This window comes from Mycobacterium sp. 48b (assembly GCF_048282725.1).
In the GTDB taxonomy this organism is placed as follows: Bacteria; Actinomycetota; Actinomycetes; order Mycobacteriales; family Mycobacteriaceae; genus Mycobacterium.
Genome location: NZ_JBLVUL010000001.1, coordinates 401075 through 422003 on the forward strand (window position 1 = coordinate 401075; position 20929 = coordinate 422003).

20 protein-coding genes are annotated in these 20929 nt (G+C 65.6%); 6 read left to right on the forward strand and 14 right to left on the reverse strand.

The window, feature by feature from the left end; genetic code table 11:
• The first annotated feature begins 15 nt into the window (after positions 1 to 15).
• On the forward strand, positions 16 to 1257 hold the full coding sequence (locus tag ACNQR1_RS01890) for an acyl-CoA dehydrogenase family protein (protein WP_418050240.1): 1242 nt from the start codon (positions 16 to 18) through the stop codon (positions 1255 to 1257).
• Positions 1254 to 2054 carry a tyrosine-protein phosphatase gene (locus ACNQR1_RS01895; RefSeq protein ID WP_418043651.1) on the forward strand — a complete coding sequence of 267 codons (801 nt, stop codon included), beginning with the start codon at positions 1254 to 1256 and terminating at the stop codon, positions 2052 to 2054. Before ACNQR1_RS01890 ends, ACNQR1_RS01895 begins: the two co-directional genes overlap by 4 nt.
• Positions 2055 to 2339: 285 nt before the next feature.
• Here ACNQR1_RS01895 and ACNQR1_RS01900 read toward each other — a convergent pair whose 3' ends face one another.
• From ACNQR1_RS01900 to ACNQR1_RS01925, 6 genes are read right to left on the reverse strand one after another with little or no spacing between them, the layout of a single operon-like run.
• Positions 2340 to 2864, reverse strand: coding sequence for a YceI family protein (locus ACNQR1_RS01900; protein ID WP_418043653.1), 525 nt, complete (start codon positions 2862 to 2864; stop codon positions 2340 to 2342).
• Positions 2861 to 3349, reverse strand: a complete 489-nt coding sequence (locus ACNQR1_RS01905; protein ID WP_418043655.1) for a DUF456 domain-containing protein — start codon at positions 3347 to 3349, stop codon at positions 2861 to 2863. Before ACNQR1_RS01905 ends, ACNQR1_RS01900 begins: the two co-directional genes overlap by 4 nt.
• Complete coding sequence (locus ACNQR1_RS01910; RefSeq protein WP_418043657.1) at positions 3346 to 4068, reverse strand: methyltransferase domain-containing protein; 723 nt, start codon at positions 4066 to 4068, stop codon at positions 3346 to 3348. The genes ACNQR1_RS01905 and ACNQR1_RS01910 overlap by 4 nt, the downstream gene beginning before the upstream one ends.
• A 9-nt stretch (positions 4069 to 4077) precedes the next feature.
• Positions 4078 to 4776 (reverse strand): haloacid dehalogenase type II, encoded by a 699-nt coding sequence (locus tag ACNQR1_RS01915; protein WP_418050241.1) that lies wholly within the window; start codon positions 4774 to 4776, stop codon positions 4078 to 4080.
• Positions 4773 to 5750 carry an NADPH:quinone oxidoreductase family protein gene (locus tag ACNQR1_RS01920; protein WP_418043659.1) on the reverse strand — a complete coding sequence of 326 codons (978 nt, stop codon included), beginning with the start codon at positions 5748 to 5750 and terminating at the stop codon, positions 4773 to 4775. The genes ACNQR1_RS01915 and ACNQR1_RS01920 overlap by 4 nt, the downstream gene beginning before the upstream one ends.
• Positions 5751 to 5755: 5 nt before the next feature.
• Positions 5756 to 6619 carry an SDR family oxidoreductase gene (locus ACNQR1_RS01925; RefSeq protein WP_135451404.1) on the reverse strand — a complete coding sequence of 288 codons (864 nt, stop codon included), beginning with the start codon at positions 6617 to 6619 and terminating at the stop codon, positions 5756 to 5758.
• A gap of 218 nt (positions 6620 to 6837) precedes the next feature.
• Between ACNQR1_RS01925 and ACNQR1_RS01930 the strand changes: the two genes are divergently transcribed.
• On the forward strand, positions 6838 to 7005 hold the full coding sequence (locus ACNQR1_RS01930; protein WP_090429246.1) for a hypothetical protein: 168 nt from the start codon (positions 6838 to 6840) through the stop codon (positions 7003 to 7005).
• A 54-nt stretch (positions 7006 to 7059) separates the two neighbouring features.
• Here the strand turns inward: ACNQR1_RS01930 and ACNQR1_RS01935 are convergent, their stop codons facing one another.
• The 3 genes from ACNQR1_RS01935 to ACNQR1_RS01945 form a co-directional block, all read right to left on the reverse strand.
• Entirely contained in the window at positions 7060 to 7995 is a 936-nt protein-coding gene (locus tag ACNQR1_RS01935) for a class I SAM-dependent methyltransferase (RefSeq protein WP_418043661.1), read from the reverse strand.
• On the reverse strand, positions 7992 to 8954 hold the full coding sequence (locus tag ACNQR1_RS01940) for a class I SAM-dependent methyltransferase (protein WP_418043663.1): 963 nt from the start codon (positions 8952 to 8954) through the stop codon (positions 7992 to 7994). Before ACNQR1_RS01940 ends, ACNQR1_RS01935 begins: the two co-directional genes overlap by 4 nt.
• A gap of 72 nt (positions 8955 to 9026) precedes the next feature.
• On the reverse strand, positions 9027 to 9662 hold the full coding sequence (locus ACNQR1_RS01945) for a TetR/AcrR family transcriptional regulator (RefSeq protein ID WP_418043665.1): 636 nt from the start codon (positions 9660 to 9662) through the stop codon (positions 9027 to 9029).
• A gap of 123 nt (positions 9663 to 9785) precedes the next feature.
• On the opposite strand from ACNQR1_RS01945, the gene ACNQR1_RS01950 reads away from it, so the two are divergent.
• Positions 9786 to 10361: a TetR/AcrR family transcriptional regulator gene (locus tag ACNQR1_RS01950; protein ID WP_418043667.1), complete on the forward strand. Its 576-nt coding sequence runs from the start codon at positions 9786 to 9788 to the stop codon at positions 10359 to 10361.
• An 11-nt stretch (positions 10362 to 10372) separates the two neighbouring features.
• Complete coding sequence (locus tag ACNQR1_RS01955) at positions 10373 to 12529, forward strand: FUSC family protein (protein WP_418043669.1); 2157 nt, start codon at positions 10373 to 10375, stop codon at positions 12527 to 12529.
• A gap of 2 nt (positions 12530 to 12531) precedes the next feature.
• On the opposite strand, the gene ACNQR1_RS01960 is transcribed toward ACNQR1_RS01955, so the two are convergent.
• The 5 genes from ACNQR1_RS01960 to ACNQR1_RS01980 form a co-directional block, all read right to left on the reverse strand.
• Complete coding sequence (locus tag ACNQR1_RS01960; protein WP_418043671.1) at positions 12532 to 13992, reverse strand: WD40 repeat domain-containing protein; 1461 nt, start codon at positions 13990 to 13992, stop codon at positions 12532 to 12534.
• 37 nt (positions 13993 to 14029) lie between these two features.
• Positions 14030 to 15349 carry an IS256 family transposase gene (locus tag ACNQR1_RS01965; RefSeq protein ID WP_016894482.1) on the reverse strand — a complete coding sequence of 440 codons (1320 nt, stop codon included), beginning with the start codon at positions 15347 to 15349 and terminating at the stop codon, positions 14030 to 14032.
• 89 nt (positions 15350 to 15438) lie between these two features.
• Positions 15439 to 17586 carry a hypothetical protein gene (locus tag ACNQR1_RS01970; protein WP_418043673.1) on the reverse strand — a complete coding sequence of 716 codons (2148 nt, stop codon included), beginning with the start codon at positions 17584 to 17586 and terminating at the stop codon, positions 15439 to 15441.
• Entirely contained in the window at positions 17583 to 18959 is a 1377-nt protein-coding gene (locus tag ACNQR1_RS01975) for a toll/interleukin-1 receptor domain-containing protein (protein ID WP_418043675.1), read from the reverse strand. The genes ACNQR1_RS01970 and ACNQR1_RS01975 overlap by 4 nt, the downstream gene beginning before the upstream one ends.
• Before the next feature lie 178 nt (positions 18960 to 19137).
• Entirely contained in the window at positions 19138 to 19875 is a 738-nt protein-coding gene (locus ACNQR1_RS01980) for a hypothetical protein (protein WP_418043677.1), read from the reverse strand.
• A gap of 203 nt (positions 19876 to 20078) precedes the next feature.
• Between ACNQR1_RS01980 and ACNQR1_RS01985 the strand changes: the two genes are divergently transcribed.
• Positions 20079 to 20924 (forward strand): caspase family protein, encoded by an 846-nt coding sequence (locus tag ACNQR1_RS01985; RefSeq protein WP_418043679.1) that lies wholly within the window; start codon positions 20079 to 20081, stop codon positions 20922 to 20924.
• The last annotated feature ends 5 nt before the right edge of the window (positions 20925 to 20929 follow it).

Sequence of the window (20929 nt, forward strand, 5' to 3'; positions counted from 1 at the left end):
GGCATGGACTTCGCGATGTCGGCCAAAGCTGCTGATTACCACTCCCGGTTGACCGACTTCATGGTGGAGCACGTTCTCCCCGCAGAAGCCTCCTATCACGCCTACCGCGAGGAGAAGGGCGCAGGAGATCACACGGTGCCGCCGGTGGTCGAGGAGCTCAAGATCAAGGCACGTGAGCAGGGCCTGTGGAACCTGTTCCTGCCCTCGGAGTCGGGCCTGACCAACCTGGAGTACGCGCCGCTGGCCGAGCTGTCGGGGTGGAGCATGGAGATCGCCCCCGAGGCGCTCAACTGTGCGGCACCGGACACCGGCAACATGGAAACCCTGCACCTGTTCGCCGACGAGGCCCAGCGCAAGCAGTGGCTGGAGCCGCTGCTGGCCGGTGAGATCCGCAGCGCGTTCGCGATGACCGAGCCCGCCGTGGCGTCCTCGGATGCCCGCAACATCGAGACCACCATGCTGCGTGACGGTGCCGACTATGTGATCAACGGCCGTAAGTGGTGGATCACCGGGGCGGCCGATCCGCGCTGCAAGATCCTGATCGTGATGGGCCGCACCAACCCTGACGCCGCCTCGCACGCCCAGCAGTCGATGATCCTGGTGCCCGTCGACACCCCCGGGGTGGACATCCAGCGCTCGCTGCCGGTGTTCGGCTGGCAGGACCAGCACGGACACTGCGAGATCGTGTTCGACAATGTGCGGGTGCCCGCGGAGAACCTGCTGCACGAAGAGGGCAGCGGTTTCGCGATTGCCCAGGCCCGGCTGGGTCCGGGCCGGATCCACCACTGCATGCGCGCGCTCGGCGCGGCCGAACGGGCTCTGGCGTTGATGGTCGACCGCGTGCAGACGCGCGTCGCGTTCGGCAAGCCGTTGGCCGAGCAGGGTGTGGTGCGGGAGTCGATCGCCAAGTCGCGCAATGAGATCGACCAGGCCCGGCTGCTGTGCGAGAAGGCCGCCTGGATGATCGACCAGGAAGGCAACAAGGCCGCCCACGTGCTGGTCTCCCAGATCAAGTCGGTGGCCCCGCAGATCGCCTGCAACGTCATCGACCGGGCCATCCAGGTGCACGGCGCGGCCGGGGTCAGCGACGACTTCCCGCTGGCCCGACTCTACAGCTGGCACCGCGCGATGCGGCTGTTCGACGGACCCGACGAGGTCCACATGCGGACCATTGCCCGGGCTGAGCTGGGTCGTGAGAAGTCCCCGCTGGCTTCGGCGGCGAGCCGCCAATCGCATACGGCGGTGGCTGCGCAGTGACCGCCCAACTCGGAGAACTGTCGGGGGCATGGAACTTTCGGGACGTCGCCGAGATCACCGCAATCCGGCCGGGGTTGCTCTACCGCTCCAGTCAGCTCAGCCAGCTCTCCGATGACGGCCGGGAGGTGTTTCGCCGGCTCGGCATCACCGATGTCGCCGACCTGCGGTCGCACCAGGAGGTGCAGCGGCAGGGCACCGGGCAGGTCCCGTACGGGGTGGCCGTCCATCTGCTTCCGTTCCACCCCGACAACGGGTCGAATCAAGATGCGCCGCATGAGAACACCTTCCAGCGGGTGATGTCGGAGTCCGCCGAGGGCGAGGACATCGCCACCTCGGCTCGGCGGTACATGACCGAGGTGTACGAGGAGTTCCCCACCCTGCCAGGCGCGCACAGCGCGGTACGCGAGGTGATTTCCCTTCTGGGACAGGAACGTCCGGTGATCGCACACTGCTTCGCCGGCAAGGATCGCACCGGTTTCACGGTCGCCACGGTGCTGGAGGCCGTGGGCGTCGACCGGGACCGCATCATCGCCGACTTCCTGGCCAGCAACGGCGCCATCCCGGCCCTGCGGAACCGGATCATGGAGTCGGTGCGTGCCCGGGCACAGGAAGCTCCCGAGATGATCACCTTCGCGGAGGCGCGGTTGACCGACGAGGTTCTCGGTGTGCGCGAGGAGTACCTCGCCGCCGCGCGGAAGAAGCTCGACGAGGCGTACGGCTCGATGGGCGGCTTCCTCGACGCGGCCGGAGTGTCCGCGGAGGACCTCACGACGCTGCGGACCCGCCTGCTCGGTTAACCGACGCAGTCACGACGCGACCCGCGCTGGGCGGCCGAATGGCGTGTCGCGCGCGGAAGGCGTCCACCTGACCTGCCCGCTTATGAGCGACTTTTCAGCGACAATCGCCTCGTAGGTATCCGTGACACCTGTGGTCACACCGTCGATCTCTACTCACGCACCTGGAGCCCCATCGGCCTCGTACGCAACGGATTTCGTTGTGCCCACCTATCAGCGACAGTGTCGCGCTCAGCCAGGCACAACGCCCATCGGTTCGAAATCTGTGGCAGCTGTGTCTCGCCTCGGTCAGGGACGGTTGGCCGTCAGGCTCACGCCGACCTCGTCGGCAACCTTCATCGCGCCCATCAGCATCGAGTACGGCTTGATCCCGAAGTCGCTGTGCCGTACGGAAGCCGTACCGCGCACCGATTCGTCGGAGACCTCAACCTCGACCGTCTGCTCACCGGAACGGCCGGCGAGCTCGAGAATCCCCGCGAGCCGTACCAGGGCACCGGAGCGCTGGATCGATGTGGACCGGAACCTGGCCTGGGGAAACTTCTTCACACGCAACGTCTTCAACGCATTGGAACGGATCAGCACCTTCTCGGCACCGGTCAACGGCGTCATACCGCCCTCGCCCCGCAGCACGTCCATGGAATCGAGGTCGACCGTCACCTCCACCGCCGACGGTTCCTCGCCGTCCCATTCCACGGTCGCGTGCCACGAGCGCATCGCGATGGTCAACCGATGGCCCATCCGCGACGCGCTACCCGTCACGCCGGTACGCAGCAGCAACTCGCCCGAGTCGGGGCCCAGGTCCCATTGCGTCACGATGTGACCACCAGACCCACCACCCACGTGATGGTCGCCAACAGGGCTCCGGTCAGCTCGACCCCGACCGACAGCGCAACTCCCTTGAGCGCGTGCACAGTTGACACCCAGGCCCGCCGGTAGTCACGACGTGCGGCCAACTCCGCCAGGTAGATGCCGGCGACGAAACCGATCACCAACCCGATCACGGGGATGACGAAGAAACCGATCAGACCGAGCACCCCACCGGCCACCAGGCTCCAGATCCCCACGTCGGCGGCCCGCATCCGCCGGACCGGCCACGCGTACTTGATCACCTCGGCCGTCACGAAGAACACGGCCGCGACTCCCAACGTCACCCAGGCGACCGTGGCGCGCTCGACGATCGCCCACACCGCGATCGCGGCGAACACCAGAAACCCGCCGCCGGGGAGGACGGGCAGCACGATGCCGACAAGTCCTACAGCAATCACCAATGCGACGAGAACAACGCCAAGAGTGCTCACGGTTTCTGCCCGCGCACCCACTGCATGGTGCCCATGGTCTTGGAACGTACCCGCTCCAGCCCCAGCCCCTCGCACCGATCGGCCAGCTCATCCTCGGCGAAGAAGCGGGCGCCACCCTTCGACAGCAGCCGCGCAGGCCCACGGTTCGTCGCCGTGGGCACCATGATCGCCATACGTCCGCCCGGACGCAGCACCCGCACCATCTCCGCCAGCGCTGCCTCGGCGTCGGGGATCAACTGCAGCGCCGCCATCGAGGTCACCGCATCGAATACGTCGTCCCGGAACGGCAGCTTCTGGGCGTCGGCACGCAGGAACCCGACCTGCCGGCCCGCTTCGGCCTCGACCGCACGGGCCAGCATGGGCTCCGAGATGTCCACGCCGAACGCAAACCCGTCCAGCCCGGCTGCCCGTGCCAGTGCGGCGGTCACATTCCCCGGGCCAGAACCGACGTCGAGGGCGATCCCGCCGGGCGGGATGTCGAGCCATTCGGTGGGCTCCTGCCACGCCGTCATCACCTTGCGGGCAAGGGCCTGAGCATTGTCGTAGAGCATCGACCCGACCGGTGACGCCCAGACCTTCTGGATGAATCCCGCGTTCTTCGGGGCGTCACTGCCGTCCCCCAGCAGATCGAGATACCCCTTGCTGACGTCCGGCTCGGCCGGTGGGTCGGCGAGAAGATCCAGAGCCTTGCGCAACGCCCAACTTGATGCGGTGTCCACACCCCTACGCTACGCACCGAATTGGTCGGCGAGGTCGACAAAATCCGTCGCGACGATGTCGAATTCGTCGGACGTGACGTCGTGCGGAGCGCGACCGGGACCGTACTCCAGGGGCCGGGCTACGTACGCCGTCCCGAGCCCGGCCGCGCGGGCGGCTCGCAGGTCTGAAGGATGAGCCGCGACCAGCGTCAGCTCCTCGGGCGCGATGTCGAGCAGCTCGGCGCAGCCCTGATAGGCCTCCGGGTCGGGCTTGTAGTGCCGGAACAGCTCGGCCGAGATCACGCAATCCCACGGCAGCCCGGCATGTTTGGCCATGTTGGTGAGCAGTGAGACGTTGCCGTTCGACAACGTCGTGATGAGGTAGCGCTGCTTGAGCCGGGTCAGCCCGACCACCGAATCCGGCCACGGATCCAGCCGGTGCCAGGCCCGGTTGAGATGGTCGATTTCAGCTTCCCCGGCCCGGATGTCCGCGGCGCCGAGCAGGTCGACCAGGATCGCGCGATGCAGATCGTCGATCCTGGTCCACGGCAGCTCGCCGCGGCGCACCCGGTCCATCGCCGGGGCGTAGCCGGCCCGCCAATTGTCGGCGAAAGCCGGCCAATCCCGTTGCAGCCCTCGGCTTTTACCGAAGGCTTCCAGCTCACCGATGATGCTGGACCGCCAGTCCACGACAGTCCCGAACACATCGAAGGCCAGGGCTCGCACTATGGCTCCAGCACCAGCTTCCCACGCACCGAGCCGTTGGCCAGTGCATCGAGTGCAGCCGCCCCCTCGGACAAGGGGAACCGCACCGGTGGAGGCGGACGCAACCCGGCGCCCACCAACTTCGTCAGCTCGGCTCCGACCTGCGCCTGAGCGGCCGGATGGCGGCGCACGAACTCGCCCCAGCCCACGCCGACCACGCTGACATTGCGCAGCAACAACCGGTTCACCTTGACAGTGGGGATCCCGCCGCCCGCCGCGAAGCCGATGACCAGTAGCCGGCCCTCTGGGGCCAGCACCCGGATGGCGTCGTCGAAGGCTGGGCCACCGATCGGGTCGACGACCAAGTCGACGCCCTGCCCGCCGGTGGCTTCCATCACCGCCTCCCGCCAGCCATCGGCCAGCGGCAACACCACGTCGGCACCGAGCGACGAGACGAACTCCTCGGCGCCGGACCGGTGCACCATCGCGATCACCTTGGCGCCCATGGCCTTGGCCAACTGGATCGACGCAGCACCGATGCCACCGGCCGAGCCGAGCACCAGGACGGTCTCTCCGGCCACCAACCCGCCGCGACGGGCCAGCGCGAACTGCATGGTGTAGTAGTTGCCCAGCAGCGATGCCGCCTCGCCGTCGTCGAGACCGTCGGCCGTGGGGATCACGTTGGCCGGCACGGCCGCGACCTGCTCGGCGTACCCGCCGATCATCGAGAACGCCGAAACCCGCTGCCCCGGCGTGAACCCGGAACCCTCGGGTGCCGAGCGCACCGTTCCGGCCACCTCCATGCCGGGCGTGAACGGCGGTTCCAGCCGCAGCTGGTACTCACCACGCAACAACAGCAGATCGGGGAAGCAGACGCCGGCGGCGCCGACGTCGATGATGACGGAACCCGCATATGCGGGATCGCCGGCCAGATCATCGACGTCGACGTACGCCAGCCCGGATGTACCGGTAAGTGCCTGCGCTACAAGCGCTTTCACTAGTTCTAGCCCAGCTTGAAGCTGGCCTGCTGTGCAGCGGACAGGTCGGTGATCTCGCCCCACTTGGCGGCGATGTCATCGACGGAGGGCACGTCGGTGAAGGTGATGCCGTCGTTCTGGAACAGGGCGGTGCGCTGCACCTTGCCGCCGCCGACGATGAACACCGAGTCGGTGTCGGGCAGTTCCTCGGTCATCAGGTAGGCCACGACCGGGGCGACGTACTCCGGGGTGAGCTTCTCGAACACCTCGGGCGGCAGGATGTCCTGCGTCATGCGGGTGGCGGCGATCGGGGCGACCGCGTTGGTCTTGATGTTGTACTTGGCGCCTTCCTGGGCCAGCGTGTTGATCAGGCCGACCAGGCCCAGCTTGGCCGCACCGTAGTTGGCCTGACCGAAGTTGCCGAACAGGCCGCTGGTGGAGGTGGCGACGACGACGCGGCCGAAGCTCTGCTCGCGGAAGTGCGGCCAGGCCGCGCGGATGACGTTGTAGCCACCGTAGAGGTGCACCTTGAGCACGGCGTCCCACTGCTCGAAGGTCATCTTGTGGAAGGTGCCGTCACGCAGGATGCCGGCGTTGGACACCACACCGTCGACCTTGCCGAACTCGTCGATCGCGGTCTTGATGATGTTCTCGGCGCCCTCGGACTCGGCGACGGAGTCGTAGTTGGCGACCGCGCGACCACCGGCGGCCTTGATCTCGTTGACGACCTCGTCGGCCATGTTGTGGCCGGCGCCGGTGCCGTCGCGGGCACCGCCCAGGTCGTTGACGACGACGCTGGCGCCCTCGCGGGCGAGCGTCAGGGCGTATTCACGGCCCAGACCTCCACCGGCTCCGGTGACGACGACGACGCGGTCCTGCACTCCTGGCATGGGGATTCCTCCTCGTTAACGGGCCGCAAAACGGCTCAGCTCCCCTCCTGTATACGGCGGGCGGATAACTCCCGGTCAACCGGGTCGGTTACCGCCGGGGCCACCGCATTCCTGCCACCCAACGGTCAATTGCCGCCAACCACGCCGACCAGGAATCAACCGGCGCCTCCTTTAGTTGAACCAATCAAGAAAGCAAGATTTGAAAAGAGGCAGAGGAAATGAAGAAGTTCGGGTTCACCGCGATGATCGCCAGTGGTCTGGCCGCCGCCGTCCTGGGTCTGGCCGGCCCGGCATCGGCCGACGTGTCCCACCACAGCTGGCTGGATCAGATCGGCCCGCACGTGACCGTGCCGCACGTCGACACCACCGTTCACCAGAGTCACTGACCGGACAACAGAAACGGGGCGCTCCTGCTGGAGCGCCCCGTTTCTGTTTGTAGGTCAGAGCTTTTCGGCGGTGACGAAGGTCGAGAACGCGTCGCGTTCAGGCTCCTCGCTGAGCTGAACCAGGCGATCCAGCCGGCGCATCTCGTCCAACGAGTGCGCACCCTCGGCCCGCCAACCGTGCGACCGCAGCCATTCCGCGACGTCGGCACGGTCGGGGTCCTCGTACATCAGGTCGGCGACGGCGAGCGCGGAGCCCATGTTGAATTGGTCGGCGAACTTCTCGAACCGTTCCCGCATCGCCTCACGCCGATCGGCCGAACTCACCCCGGCCGTCTCCGCCGCGAGCCGGCTACCAGGAGCCGACAACTCGGTGACGAGCTCGAACAACCGGTCCTGGGCATCGGCGGGCAGATACATCAGCAGCCCTTCGGCCAGCCAGGCTGTGGGCGCGCTGTCATCGAAACCGGCCTCCCGCAGCGCCTTCGGCCAATCCTGACGCAGGTCGATGGCCACCTCATGGCGCTGCGCGGACGGCTGCGCGCCGTGGGCGGCCAAGGTCTCGGCCTTGTACTCCAGCACCTTGGGCTGGTCGATCTCGTAGACCGTGGTGCCGGACGGCCAGTCCAACCGGTAGGCGCGGGAATCCAGCCCAGAGGCCAGGATGACGATCTGGCGGATGCCGGCCTGCACAGCCCCGGCGAAGTACGCGTCGAAGAAGTGGGTGCGCACCGCCTGGTAGTTGCCCATGTGCGCGAAGATCTGCGCAGCCTCAGCGTCGAGACCTTCCACCTTGCTGACAAAATCGTTGTCCAACAACGTGTCCCACACCCCGGTGCCCGCACCGACCACCAGGATCTTGGCGTACGGGTCGTTGATGAGCGCGTCCTCGCGTTCGGTCTCCCCGGCCCTGGCGGCAGCGACCATCACGGCCGTCGAGCCCACGCTGGTGGCGATGTCCCAGGTGTCGTCGTGACTCCGCAGTGAGCTCATCGGGTTTCTCCGTCCAATCGGGCGCGCAACAGCACGCTGTCCAAGCCGAGTTCTGCCAGTTCATCGACGTCGGCCGGTCGGCCCAACCGGGCCATCTCGTCGGCACTGTCCACCGCGCTCACGTCCCAGCCATGCGCCGTAAGCCATTCGGCGGCGTCGGCCCGCTCGTCACCGGTGTACATCAGGGCGTCGGCGTCGATGTCCAATCCCAACGAGGCACGCATGTGCTCGCCGCGGGCGCGGCGCACCGCGCGCTTCTCCGGCGTGTAGCGGGCCGGATCCATGGCGAAGTCCTCGACCGCCAGGCGGCTACCCGGGGCGCTGTGCGCTCCGACGAGCTCGAACAGCCGGTCCTGCGCCTCACCGGGCAGGTACGGCAGTAAGCCCTCGGCCAGCCACGCCGTCGGCTGCTCGGGGTCGAATCCGGCTTCGATCAGGGCTGCGGGCCAGTCGTCGCGCAGGTCGATCGGCACGGGCACATGTTCTGCGCGGGCGAGGGCCCGGTGCGCCTCCAGTGTCGAAGTCTTGTACTCCAGCACCTTGGGCTGGTCGATCTCGTACACCGTGGTTCCGGCGGGCCAGTCCAGCCGGAACGCCCGCGAGTCCAGGCCGGCGGCCAGGATGACGACCTGGCGGATGCCGTCATGGGTGACCTCGGTGAAGAAATCGTCGAAGTAGTGGGTTCGCACGGCCTGGTAGTTGCGGGCCATGTCGTGGATCCGGTGTGCCTCCGGGTTGTCACCGATCCAGTGCGGTTCGCTGCCGGCCAGCTGCGCCCACGCAGGGCCGGCGGCCGCCACCAGCAGGAAGGCGAACTCGTCGCGGATCAATGGTTCAGGTTGTGCGGTCTCGGCAGCACGTGAAGCGGCCACCCCCAGCGCGGTCGCCCCGACGCTCTCGGTGATGTCCCAACTGTCGCCTTCGGCCCGACCCGGCCGCACGTCGCTCAGATCAGTCATTTGCCAAACAATGCTACCGAAGAACTTAGCTAAGCTATACGGTGATGTGGGGCACCTCACGATGCCGATGGGTCAGTCGCGCAGCTGCCAGAGCTTGTTCGCCATCAACAGTTCGAACTTGTCGACGATGACGGCCACGTCGTCGCGATGGCCCACGTAACCGGCGTAAAAGCCCATTCCCCACATCACTGCGACCAGCATTTCCACGATCGCCGGGATGTCGGTGTCGGTGCTCAGCTCGCCGCGCTGGATGGCCTCGTCGACCGCCCACTTGACGAACTCCCGGGAGCTACGCAGTGCGTCGTGCTCCTCGGAAATCAGCTCGGGATGACGCTGGGCTTCCAGAACCGAGGTGACCAGGAAGGCGGCCGCCGACCGATCAGTCGATTCGGCATCCATCGCCGCGGCGAAGAACGCCGCAATCCGGTTCAGCAGGGTGGTGGCTTCCCTGGCCTTGGCAATGCCCGCGGCGATCACTTTCGCGTTGGTCTGCTCGACCACATCGCGATACAGAACGCGTTTGCTGCTGAAGTAATGATTGATTGCCGGGCGGGTGAGATCAGCGCGGATCGCGATCGCCTGAAATGTAGCTGCGTCGTAGCCAAGTTCGCTGAAAACTTCCCGGGCAGCACGCACGATGCGCTCACGAGTCTCCGCTGCCTTTGCTGCCGGAGGGCGTCCCGGTCCTCGGCTCGCTGTGTGGGCCACATCCAAATTGTGCCACACGTCACCTGAGTGTCCCGCTGCTGTCATGTTTGTGTGCGTTAAATGCGGCTGACCAGCAAAGCCCCACCGCACCCGAAAATCGGCGACGAACTAGCGTGGTCCGTTATGGCGGGGGTTGTTTCGCGGGAGGCGTACTTCGAAACCGGTCTGGACGTGTTGTCCGATCGCGGGTACGGCGGCCTCAAACTTGCCGAAGTGTGCAACCGGCTGGGCGTCACAACGGGGTCGTTCTATCACTACTTCCCCAACTGGGCGTCGTACACGAAGGAACTCATCGCGCACTGGCGTGAGGCCCGCACCTTGCGCGTGGTCGAGGCGATCCGCGCCGACCAGGATCCACATCACCGCATCGAGTCCCTGACCATGGAGGCGCTCGCGCTGCCGCACGGCGCCGAGGCCGCCATCCGAGTGTGGAGCTCGCTGGATCCCTACGTCTACGACGTGCAGGCGGTGGTGGACCGGCTGCGTTTCGACATCATTTTCGAATCCGCCTACGAGATCATCGGCGACGAACGCAACGCCCGATATTTCGCGGCGTGGAGTTTGTATCTGGTCGTCGGCTATGAGCAGACGACCCTGCCCCGCGACCCCGACACTCTGGAGTGGATCACCGGCCAGATGCGCGACGCGCTGGAAACGGGCCGGTTCACTCCGCCGCCGGGAGCGGACCAACCGGTCTAACATCGGCGAACATGCTGACCCCGGCCGAGATCTGGCACGGGACGGCAGGCCGTCTCCGCGATCGGCTGCGTGAGAAGGACCCCGAATACGACGCGTTGCGCCGCGCACTTCGGGCCGCAATCGTCCTGCCCATCGCCGCGGCAGTGGGCTTCGCCGTCGGCGGGGACTCCCAGACGCCGCTGTTCGCGATCTTCGGCGCGGTCTCTCTGCTCATCACCGCCGATTTCCCCGGCAACCGGCCGGCCCGGGCTGTCGCGTACGGCGGCCTGGCCGTCAACGGCGCCGTATTGATCGTGCTGGGCACCGTGCTGGCCCCGTATCCATGGCTGAGCGTGGCGGCGATGTTCATCGTCGGCATGGTGGTGTCGTTCTCCGGCGTGCTCAGTGAGATCGTCGCCGCCGGGCAGCGCGCCACGCTGCTGCTGTTCGTCCTGCCGCTGTGCACGCCCGTCGGGCCCATACCCGACCGGCTGCTGGGCTGGCTGATCGCGCTCGTGATCTGCGTGCCCGCCGCGCTGTTCCTGTTCCGGCCGAAGCATCACGACGAGCTGCGCCGCTACTCGGCGCGGGTGTGCCGGCTGCTGGCCGACCGGCTCGAAGGCCAGGCCTCGGCCCGCGACGTCACCCGCGCGATGAACAAGCTGTACGAGAGCTTCCTGGGCGCGGACTACCGACCGGTTGCCCTCAGCGCGGGCAGTCGAGCGCTGGTGCGCGTCGTCGACGACCTCGGCTGGATCTGCGACCAGGTCACCGACGACACCGGGGAGCTGCTCGGCGCAATGCGCGACCCTGCCGTGCGGGTGCTGCGTGACAGCGCCGCGCTGCTGCGGATCCACGATCGAGCCGAACGCGCCGCACGCGGAATCGATCTGCGTGCAGCCCTGGCCGAGCAGCGCACGGTGGCCCAGGGCAGTTATCGCGACGACATCACCCAGATCCTGGGCACCGCCGACGACGAGGCCGCCGTCGAACTCGGCCGCGGTCTGCTGGTCCGGCGCACCATCTCGGCCACCATCGCAGTCACCGGACGGGTGATCGGCAACGCCGCGCTGGCCGACGCGCGCCCGGTATGGGCCCGGGTGCTGGGACTGCGCCTGCCCGAGACCGGCGCAGCGGACTGGGTGATGCCCGAGGCCGTCGCCGTCGCGGCCATCGCCAGGGGTCTGGTGGCCACCCGGGCAGTGGTACTGCGCAACAGCCTGCGCACCGGGCTGGGATTGGCCCTGGCGGTGGCGGTGACGCACGTGTTCCCGGTGCAGCACGGATTCTGGGTGGTACTGGGCGCGATGTCGGTCCTGCGGAGCAGCGCCCTGACCACCGGCACTCGCGTGTTGCGGGCCGTGGCCGGCACCGCCATCGGCTTCGTACTGGGTGCGGTGCTGATCGAGTTCGTCGGCGTGGACCCCGTGGTGTTGTGGATCCTGTTGCCGCTGGTGGCATTCGGGTCCGCCTACGTGCCCGAAGTCGGATCGTTCATCGCCGGGCAGGCCGCGTTCACCATGATGGTGCTGATCAACTTCAACCTGATCGTGCCGACAGGATGGCGCGTGGGGCTGGTCCGGGTCGAGGACGTCGTGGTCGGCGCCATGGTCGGGATCGTGGTGTCGCTGCTCTTGTGGCCGCGCGGCGCGACGGCCTCGGTGTCCAAGGCGATCGACCAGGCCCGCGCGGTGGGTGCGCAATTCCTGAAGTTCGCCGTGCTTCGGGTGACCCGAGGAGCGTCCGAGCAGGCCACCGACCGCGTCGTCGCACTCGGCCACGACGCGCTTTCAGCTTCCCGAACCCTTGATGATGCTGTCCGGCAATATCTTTCGGAGAACGGAGGGCCCAGCGACCAACGCGCTCCGGTGGTCCGCGCAGCCAACCGGGCCAACCGGGTGCGGGCCGCGGCCGAGCTGATCGCCGACGTCGTGCCCCCGCCGCTCGGTGTCTACGACCAGACCCGCTCGGTGATCGAGGAGCACGCCGCGGCCATCTGCGCCCGGCTCACCGGTGAGGACGCGGCAGCCGTGCTGGTGCCGATCGGCGAGAGTTTCGTGGTGTCACTGCGCGCCGAGGCCGCCGGCACGGACCTCGCCGTTTCGGCGGCCCTGCCACTGGTGACGGCTGCCGCGCATCTCGGCGAACTGGAGTTGCTCTACCCGCAGCCGGCTGAAGCTGTGGGTTAGGGCTATCCGGCGTACTCGGACTCCGGCAGGTCGCAGAAATTCTTGTAGCCGGTCCCGGGAACCTTTTCCTTCCATTGATCGCGGGTCATGAAGTGGGTGAGTTTGTCGCACAGCAAGTGCGGATCCGCTGGTAGAACCGGCCAGATTCGAAGAGTGTTGTCATCGCTGGCTGAAACCAATCTCTTCCCGTCCGGACTGAACTCCAGGCTCATCACTGCGCCGTTGTGCACAGGGAGTGGGGTACCAAGTGGGGTTTGGTCCGCGACATCCCACAGTCGGAGGGTGCCATCGTCACCGCCCGATGCCAGCGTCAGCCCGTCGGGGCTGAACGCCACAGAGGTGGCAACAGCGTCCTCCAAGGACATAGGCCTACCCTCGCGCTGGTAGGTATCTGTGCGCCAGAGTCGCACGCCATAATCCTCGTGCCCGACTGCGAGCATCTGTCCATCGCGACTGAACTCGATACTCCACACCGATGCGCCGCCAGCACTCATCGGAGATCCCAGCCGGGCTCCGGTGTCGGTGTCCCAGAGTTCGACGGTGCCGGAGACGCCGCCGGTGGCCAGGATCTGGCCATCACGGCTGAAACTCATCCTCGAGACATCCTCCGCCGGAAGGATGCGTTTTCCGACCGGCTGCATCGTGTCGGTCTTGTACACCTGCACTGCGCGGGGTTCGAGTCGTGCCGCGATCCGCGTCACCCTGTAGTCGGCCGCGAGATCTGGCTCTCCGGGAAGGCGCAGCGGTCGGCCAATTGGCTGGAGGTTGCGCGCGTTCCACAGTTGCACATCGTCGTTCGATCCGAACGACAGCAGGCGATCCTCGTCGGCCGGGAACAGATACCTAACGTCGGCATCGCCGATGCTCAGCGGTTCACCGATGGGCCGCCCAGTTGCCGGATCCCACCAACGCACCGTCTTGTCCGCGCTGCCTGAACCGATACGGCGACCGCCGTCGAAGTACCCAGCCCAGGCCGCTCCGTCATGGCCGACCATGCGCTGCCACCTGATGTCCCACAGACGGACTGTCCCATCGCCGCTGGCCGACACCAGATACGGATTATCACGGTCGAACGCCACGGCGTTCACCGCAGACTCGTGCCCTGTCAGGTAACCGATAAGACGGTTGGTCTCCGCGCTGAATAGCCGGATGATCCTGTCACTGCCGGCGGTCGCAATGCGCGTGCCGTCGGGACTGAACGCCACGCCGTTCACGGCTCCAGGGTGGATAAGAGGTGGGCCGACTTGCTGCCCAGTGAGCGCGTCCCACACTCGGACGATGCCGTCCTGACCGCCAGACGCGATACGCGTGCCGTCGGGACTGAACGCCACACTGGTCACCTTGTCGTAATGACGCATCGGCTCAGCCGCAGGCTGCCCATCAGAACTCCACAACCGCACCGCTTTGTCCTCACCGCCAGACACAATGCGAGACCCATCTGGACTGAACGCCACACTGGTCACCTTGGAGTAATTGTCAATACCTGTGGATTGGTGTTTTTCAGGCGACCTCCGTTCCGGTCGGGGTGGCCGGGTTGTCGGCCGGTTCGGGTGGGGTGATGTCGACGGGTCGTTCGAGCAGTTTGCCTTTGTGGAACACCGCTCCGGCCCGGACCAGGGCGACCAGGTGCGGGGCGTTCACCGCCCGCCAGCGGGCTTGTGCGGCGTCAATGAGCTTGTAGGCCATGGCGATACCCGCCGCGCGGGAACCCGGCCCCTTGGTGACCTTGGTGCGCAACCGGACCGTGGCGAAGGTCGACTCGATCGGATTGGTGGTGCGCAGATGTACCCAGTGCTCGGCGGGATAGTGGTAGAACTCCAGCAGCACATCGAGGTCGTCAACGATCTTGGCCACGGCCTTGGGGAACTTGGCGCCGTAGTCCAGTTCGAAGGCTTTGACCGCGACCTGCGCGTGGTCGATGTCCTCGGCGCCCGCGATTTCCCGCATCGCCGCGATCGCCCCCGGATGCGCCGACTTCGGTAGTGCGGCAAGGACATTGGCCTGCTTGTGAAACCAGCACCGCTGCTCACGGGTATCGGGGAACACCTCACGGACCGCTTTCCAGAACCCCAGAGCACCGTCCCCGACCGCGAGCACCGGGGCGCGCATGCCACGGCGCCGGCAGTCCCGCAGCAGATCCGCCCACGAGTCCGCTGATTCGCGGTACCCGTCGGTCAGCGCGACCAGTTCCTTGCGGCCGTCGGCGCGCACCCCCAGCATCACCAGCAGGCACAGTTTGTCCTGCTCCAGGCGGACCTTGAGATGGATGCCGTCCACCCACAGGTACACATAATCGGTGCCCGACAGGTCCCGGCGGCCGAACGCGGCGGCCTCGTCCTGCCACTGCGCGGTCAGTCGGGTGATCGCCGGAGCCGAGAGCCCCGCCCCCGAGCCGAGGAACTGCTCCAACGCCGGACCGAAGTCGCTGCTGGACAGGCCATGCAGGTACAGCAACGGCAGCACCTCGGCCATCTGCGGGGACTTACGCGCCCACGCCGGCAGTATCTTCGACGAGAATCGTTGCCGCTCACCGGTTTCCGGATCGACCCGTTTGTCGTTGACCCGCGGCGCCTTCACCTCGATCGCCCCAGCGCCGGTGAGCACCTCCCGGACGTTGTGGTGGCCGTTGCGGACCACCAGCCGGTGCCCATTCTCGTCGACCTGATCGACGAACTGGTCGACATAGGCGGCGACCTCGGCCTGCAAAGCGGCGGCCAGCATCTGCCGGGCACCGTCGCGGACAATCTCATCCAACAACGACCGACCGGCACCGCTGCGGGTGTCGTTGGCCTGCGCGACATCGTGAACTACGGTGAGCACGGGCGTGCCTTCCCAACCAGCGCGCCAACGCCGGTCTTGATCAGAAACGAACTGGACTTGTGATCATCCCCGGGAAGGCGCGCCCACATTCACGCCGCCCTACCAAGGCTCATCCACAGGTTCTGATCATTGCTCGTCACCTTGTCGCCGTGCATCATCTGGCCGACCGGCTGCCCATCAGAACTCCACAACCGCACCGCTTTGTCCTCACCACCAGACACAATGCGAGACCCATCTGGACTGAACGCCACACTGGTCACCTTGTCCTCATGACGCATCGGCACGCCAATCGGCTGTCCATCAGAACTCCACAACCGCACCGCTTTGTCCTCACCGCCAGACACAATGCGAGACCCATCTGGACTGAACGCCACACTGGTCACCTTGTCGCCGTGCATGATCTGGCCGACCGGCTGCCCATCAAGACCCCACATCCGCACCGTCTTGTCGGAGCCAGACACAATGCGAGCGCCGTCAGGACTGAACGCCACACTGTTGGTGGTTGCCGGAAGGTCAATGACTTTGAGCAGATCGCGCTCCCTATTGAGCGTCGTGAGCAACTCATACTTTCTGGCTGGCAGCGTCGACGGGATGGCCTGCGCCGCCAACAACATCTGCATCAGCTTGACCTCGTGGCTTCCGAGCGGTGACAGCCCACCCAGCATCAGTTGGGAGTTGAGATACAACCGATCGATTTGAGCTTCCTGGCTGCGGGTTTGGGCCGCCTTGAGTCCGAACCCAGCGGCGACAACCGCTAGGACGCACGCGATGGCCAGCACTGCCAATAGCCATCTGAGTCGCTGTGCCGCCGTCTTCTCGGACTCGAGTCGCCGCTCTCGTTCAACGAGGCGCTCGCGATCCAGCTCTGCCTCACGCAACTGGGCAGCCTGGGCGAGGGCTTGCCGGTCCTGCTCCGCGGCTGCCGCCAGCGCGGCCTTTTCCTTTTCCTTCCGCTCTTCGGCGAGCCGTAGGTCCTCTGCGGCAACCCGCCGGTCACGGTGGTCACGCACCGTACCGGTGAGCACATCATGGATCAGTTCGATCCGTTGCGTGCCGTGGTACTCCGCGAGACGGACCAGCCGCAAGTCGATCAGCTGGTCAAGTTCGTCGCGTGTCAGACGCGATGGCACCGCGTCCTCAACGGCTTCGAAGTCGCGGAAGCCTGTCGTGGTTATCAACTTGTCCTCAATGAATTCCGCGACTTCTTTCCGCATTCCACTCACGCATGAGGTGTAGTAGTTAGGGATCGTCGAGCGGCCGTGTTCCTCGACGAGTTGCTCATCGAACTGTGTTTTGCCGAGGCGCTTGCGTTCCTCATTGAGTTCGCGACAGACCAAGCTGAGCAGCGTCGGCTCGACCTCGGCCGCGCCATGCTGATCGATAGGAAAGTCGTTGTCCGGCAGCGTGTTCTTGCGTCCGAGGTGCAGACCCACGCCGGCGATGATGTCCACGATCTGGTGCGCCAGTTCAGCCGTCATCAGACGTGCGGCCGGTTTATGTACGGCATCGAACGCTTCGCGAGTCCCCAAGGGCAGCAACCGCATTCGCGACCGCCCAAGCGCCGGAATGTACCGGCACCATTCCTCCAGGTGGGGGAGATAATCCTCTCGCAAACTGATCAGCAGTTTGCAGTTGTGCGTCCGTAGGTTGAATCGCCGCGCCTCCGTCGGGTCATTCTTGATTCGTGCGGCCAGATCCGCGGGTATCCGATTCTCGGCCAGGTCGGCAAGGTCGTACCTGAAGGCTTCCACCTTGTCCGGACAGCTGTCACCGAGCGTGAACAGCTCTTCGAACTGGTCGAGAACGATCACCGGTGTCAGCAAGTAGTTTCGTGTGCTCCACAGCTCGAGGTCGGCACGATGCAGGTATTCCCACAGTGATTCGTTGTCCTCGGGGAGACTCGCATCAGGCACCGCCGCCTGGATGGCTCTGCGGACCGTGTCGTGCAGCTGATGGCTGAGTGATGCCGCACCCGGATTGAGCTCGAACCTGACATAGATCGGCAAGAGGTTTTCGTTGCGCAACAAGGGGAACAACCCCGCGTGCAACAGTGATGTCTTGCCCAGACCCGAGCGGCCGAACAACACCGTGACGGGGGCGTCGAGAACCTTTTTCAGAAGCTTCTCGCATTCATGGACGCGGCCGTGGAAGAAGCCCCGCGCGTCTTCGCCGTAGGATTCGAGTCCCGGCCAAGGATTATCGGCGTCGAGCTGCGTCGTGGTCAGTGCGTACGTCATGCTGCATCGGTACGTCGTATTTCCCGAATTGCGGATACGACGTCCTTGATCAGGTCCTCATCCGGCTCGCCACCGGGCGCATGACCGTACTGGAAGCTCTTGAAACCCTGCGGAACTTGTTTGAAGCGGCTCGCGTCCCCGTCATAGTCGGGGTCGATGACCACCGGCATGATGAAACGCTGGCCGAGAATGCCCCGCGCTCGTTCTACCGCCTCGTTCCATTCCTTGAAGACGTAGCTCTCCTTCTTCCGTTCGGTGTTGGCGGAGATAACCGGCACGAACAGGCTGACTGTTTGGCGAATGCAGCTCAGAATTTCGGGTTCCCAAGCATCCCCGGTGCGCAGCTCCCGCTCGTCGAGCCAGGCCACACCGCCGAGTCTGGTGATCGCGTCATATAGCCGCCGCGCGGCGATGAGATCCTCACGCTTGTAGCTGATGAATATCTCCGCTGTGTCCAGAGACGCCGGGTCCAGCGCGCTCCCGTTGTAGGTGTCGGGCGGCGAGGGGGGTCGAGGCTTGGATTGTTTCGCCTCCCAGCGTTTACGTAACTCTGCGACGAACTCCGTCGGATCCATGTCCAACTGCTTGACCATCGTTCGGCGGCAGTAGGTCGAAAAGAAGCTCGACAGCGACGGTTCGCGCGAGTTTGCGGCGAAGAAGAATGGCTTACCGCCGAGCGAGAGCCGTTTGTCGCTGGACAGCCGAACGAGAAACCGCCCGAACCAGTCTGGGATCTCGCAGCCGATGAACAACATCGGCTGATGCTTCAATGGATAGTCGAGCCAGTCGGGGAGGCTGGCCTTCTCGCTGAGCAACGCATGGATCCACTCCAGCCGGTCCTCCTCGTGGATCGCATACTCCGGCATGGCTGCGGTTTGGCCAAACAGGCTGAGAACGACGGTTTCGGCCGGCGACGGCTCTCGCGCATCCCGCTCCTGATCCGGAGTGGACTTTGACGGGGAGAAGGCGACCTCACGCACCGGCCGGCCGCGGATGGTGCCCAACGCTCTTGCAAGCAAGCGGTCTGGCGTCGTTGTCACGAACAGGCTCAGATCATCGATGGCGGCGAGGTCTCGCAACGCATCACCAGGTTCCGGATCGAGGTCCACGACGATTTCGTCGATCACGGCATACAGGTCATCGACCTCGTCGCGGCCGCGCTCGCGCAGAAAGGCGGCCACCGCCCGATCCGTGGTGGTGACCCCGGGAGGAACGTTGAGTTCGAACCGCTGGGCGAGGCGCTCACCCACCGCCGTCGTCAATCGTTGTTCGGCGCCGTCGACTTTGACCACGGTGACATCGGGACCCACAACCGGTATCAGCACCTGGTGCCGGATATGAGAGAGAAGGGTGCCCCAGAATTCCTCGTTCATGTCGAATTGCTCGATTCAAATTGCGCCAGACAACTACCGGCGTCGCTGGGATGGCGCATCACCAGCGCGGGGTGACCAGGGAATGCTCCAGGCACAAATCAATGGTCCTCGCCGGCGTGATGGCGGCGTAGCGTAGTCGACTACTCGAATTTGGCGGGAACTGTCAGGTTCAATTCACTCAGCGGCCGTCACCGAGAACGGTCTCAAGCAATTCAGCAAGACCTTCCGGCTCATCCGCCGGCACCGAACGGATCAGCCCGGACCGAACCAGCGACGACGCCCGTTCATCTACCAACTCACCTGCCAACGCAGTCGCGAAAACGTCAGCTGTTCGCCCCGAGCGGTCGATCGCCACGACGGGGCGTCCGGCTTGGACGCTCAGCTCGACGTCGGAGTAGGCGATATCGCCACCGTTGATCAGCACCGTGACCGAGGGTGAACCCCCAGCGAGAACGGTCGCGGCCTCGGCGATCCACGGGGCCTCCGCACCCCACTTGTCACCGGGCACGACCAGGAAATGGGTGTGCCGAGGCTCCAGCTCGAAACTGTGCCCGTCATCGGGCGAAGAGGTGCCGGGCAAGCGCACCGTGCCCGCCGCGACCACGCCCAGGAGTGGAAACGCAGCCGTCGCACGAATTTCGCCGAAGAGCTGCATGACTCCGGCCAGCGTTCCGCCGTCCACGCCGACCGCACCGAATTTCTCCATCACAGACGCAATCCCCGACGCGAACAGTGGGCGGAGGCGGTCCATCTCAATGGCGTCGAGTCCTCCGGCCCCACCGACGACCACCACAGTTGGTCGAGGCGGAAACAGCTCCAAAGCGGCGAGTGCCGAGCGCAATTCCACGGTTTCCGTGACACGTGCCACGAGCGCACTGCCCACATCCGGAAACTCCAAACGGAACGGTGACGTCACGGGGGCCCGTCCTCTCCGCGGCGCAAATTCGAGTACCCGACTACTCACGACCCTTATGCGTCACGTGCACATACTGCAATTGCCCACCTGACGTTTCGTTGTCTCAGGAGAGGATACTGCGATGCCCGACCAGGCCTGCCGCTTCTCCGGACCGGAATTCGAACATCAACCCTGGCCGACGGCCTAATGCAAAGGAGCGCACCATGGCCAAGAAAGCGGTGCTCATCGGCGTCAATCGCTACCGAATTCCGGGCAATGACTTACGCGGGTGCGTTCCCGATGTGAAAAACATGGCCAATCTGCTTCAGCGACAGTACGAATTCGAGTCCGGCGATATTTCCGTGATCACGGACTTCGACGCCACCAAAGCAGCCATCGAGGAAGCCGTCACGGGATTGATCCGCGAGGCCCGGCGCGGCGATGTACTGCTCGTGCACTACTCCGGTCACGGGTCGAACGTGCCCGACAACGACGGGGACGAGGACGACAACCGCGACGAGATTTTGTGCCCGACCGACCTCGACTGGAACGACCCGCTGCGCGACGACTGGCTGCGCAATGTCTTCGACGGCCTGGGCGCAGGCGTCAGCCTCACCGTGATCACCGACTGCTGCCATTCCGGCACCATCACGCGGGCTCTCGAGCCGCCCGACGCTCCCCTGATCGAGCGGTACCTGCCGAGTCCGTGGGACCTGGATGCGGTGGAGTCCGGGCGCGGCCTGACCGGGACGACGCGAGGAACTCGCCGTCGCAAGTCCACGTCCGATCACGGCACCAGCGACATCGTTCACGTCGACATTCCCGAGGTGCTCATCTCCGGCTGCCGGGCTGACCAAACCTCGGCTGACGCCGCGATCGGCGGTGGCTTCGCCGGAGCGCTGACCTACAACCTGGTCGAGGCGCTGACAGAATCCGCCGCACCGCTGTCATACCGGGAACTACACGACCAGACCAGTTCGAAGCTGAAACGCGGCCGCTACGAGCAGGTTCCACAGCTCGAAGGCAGCGAAGCGCGTCTCGAGCAGCCCTTCCTGTCGCCACTCGACTAACGCTG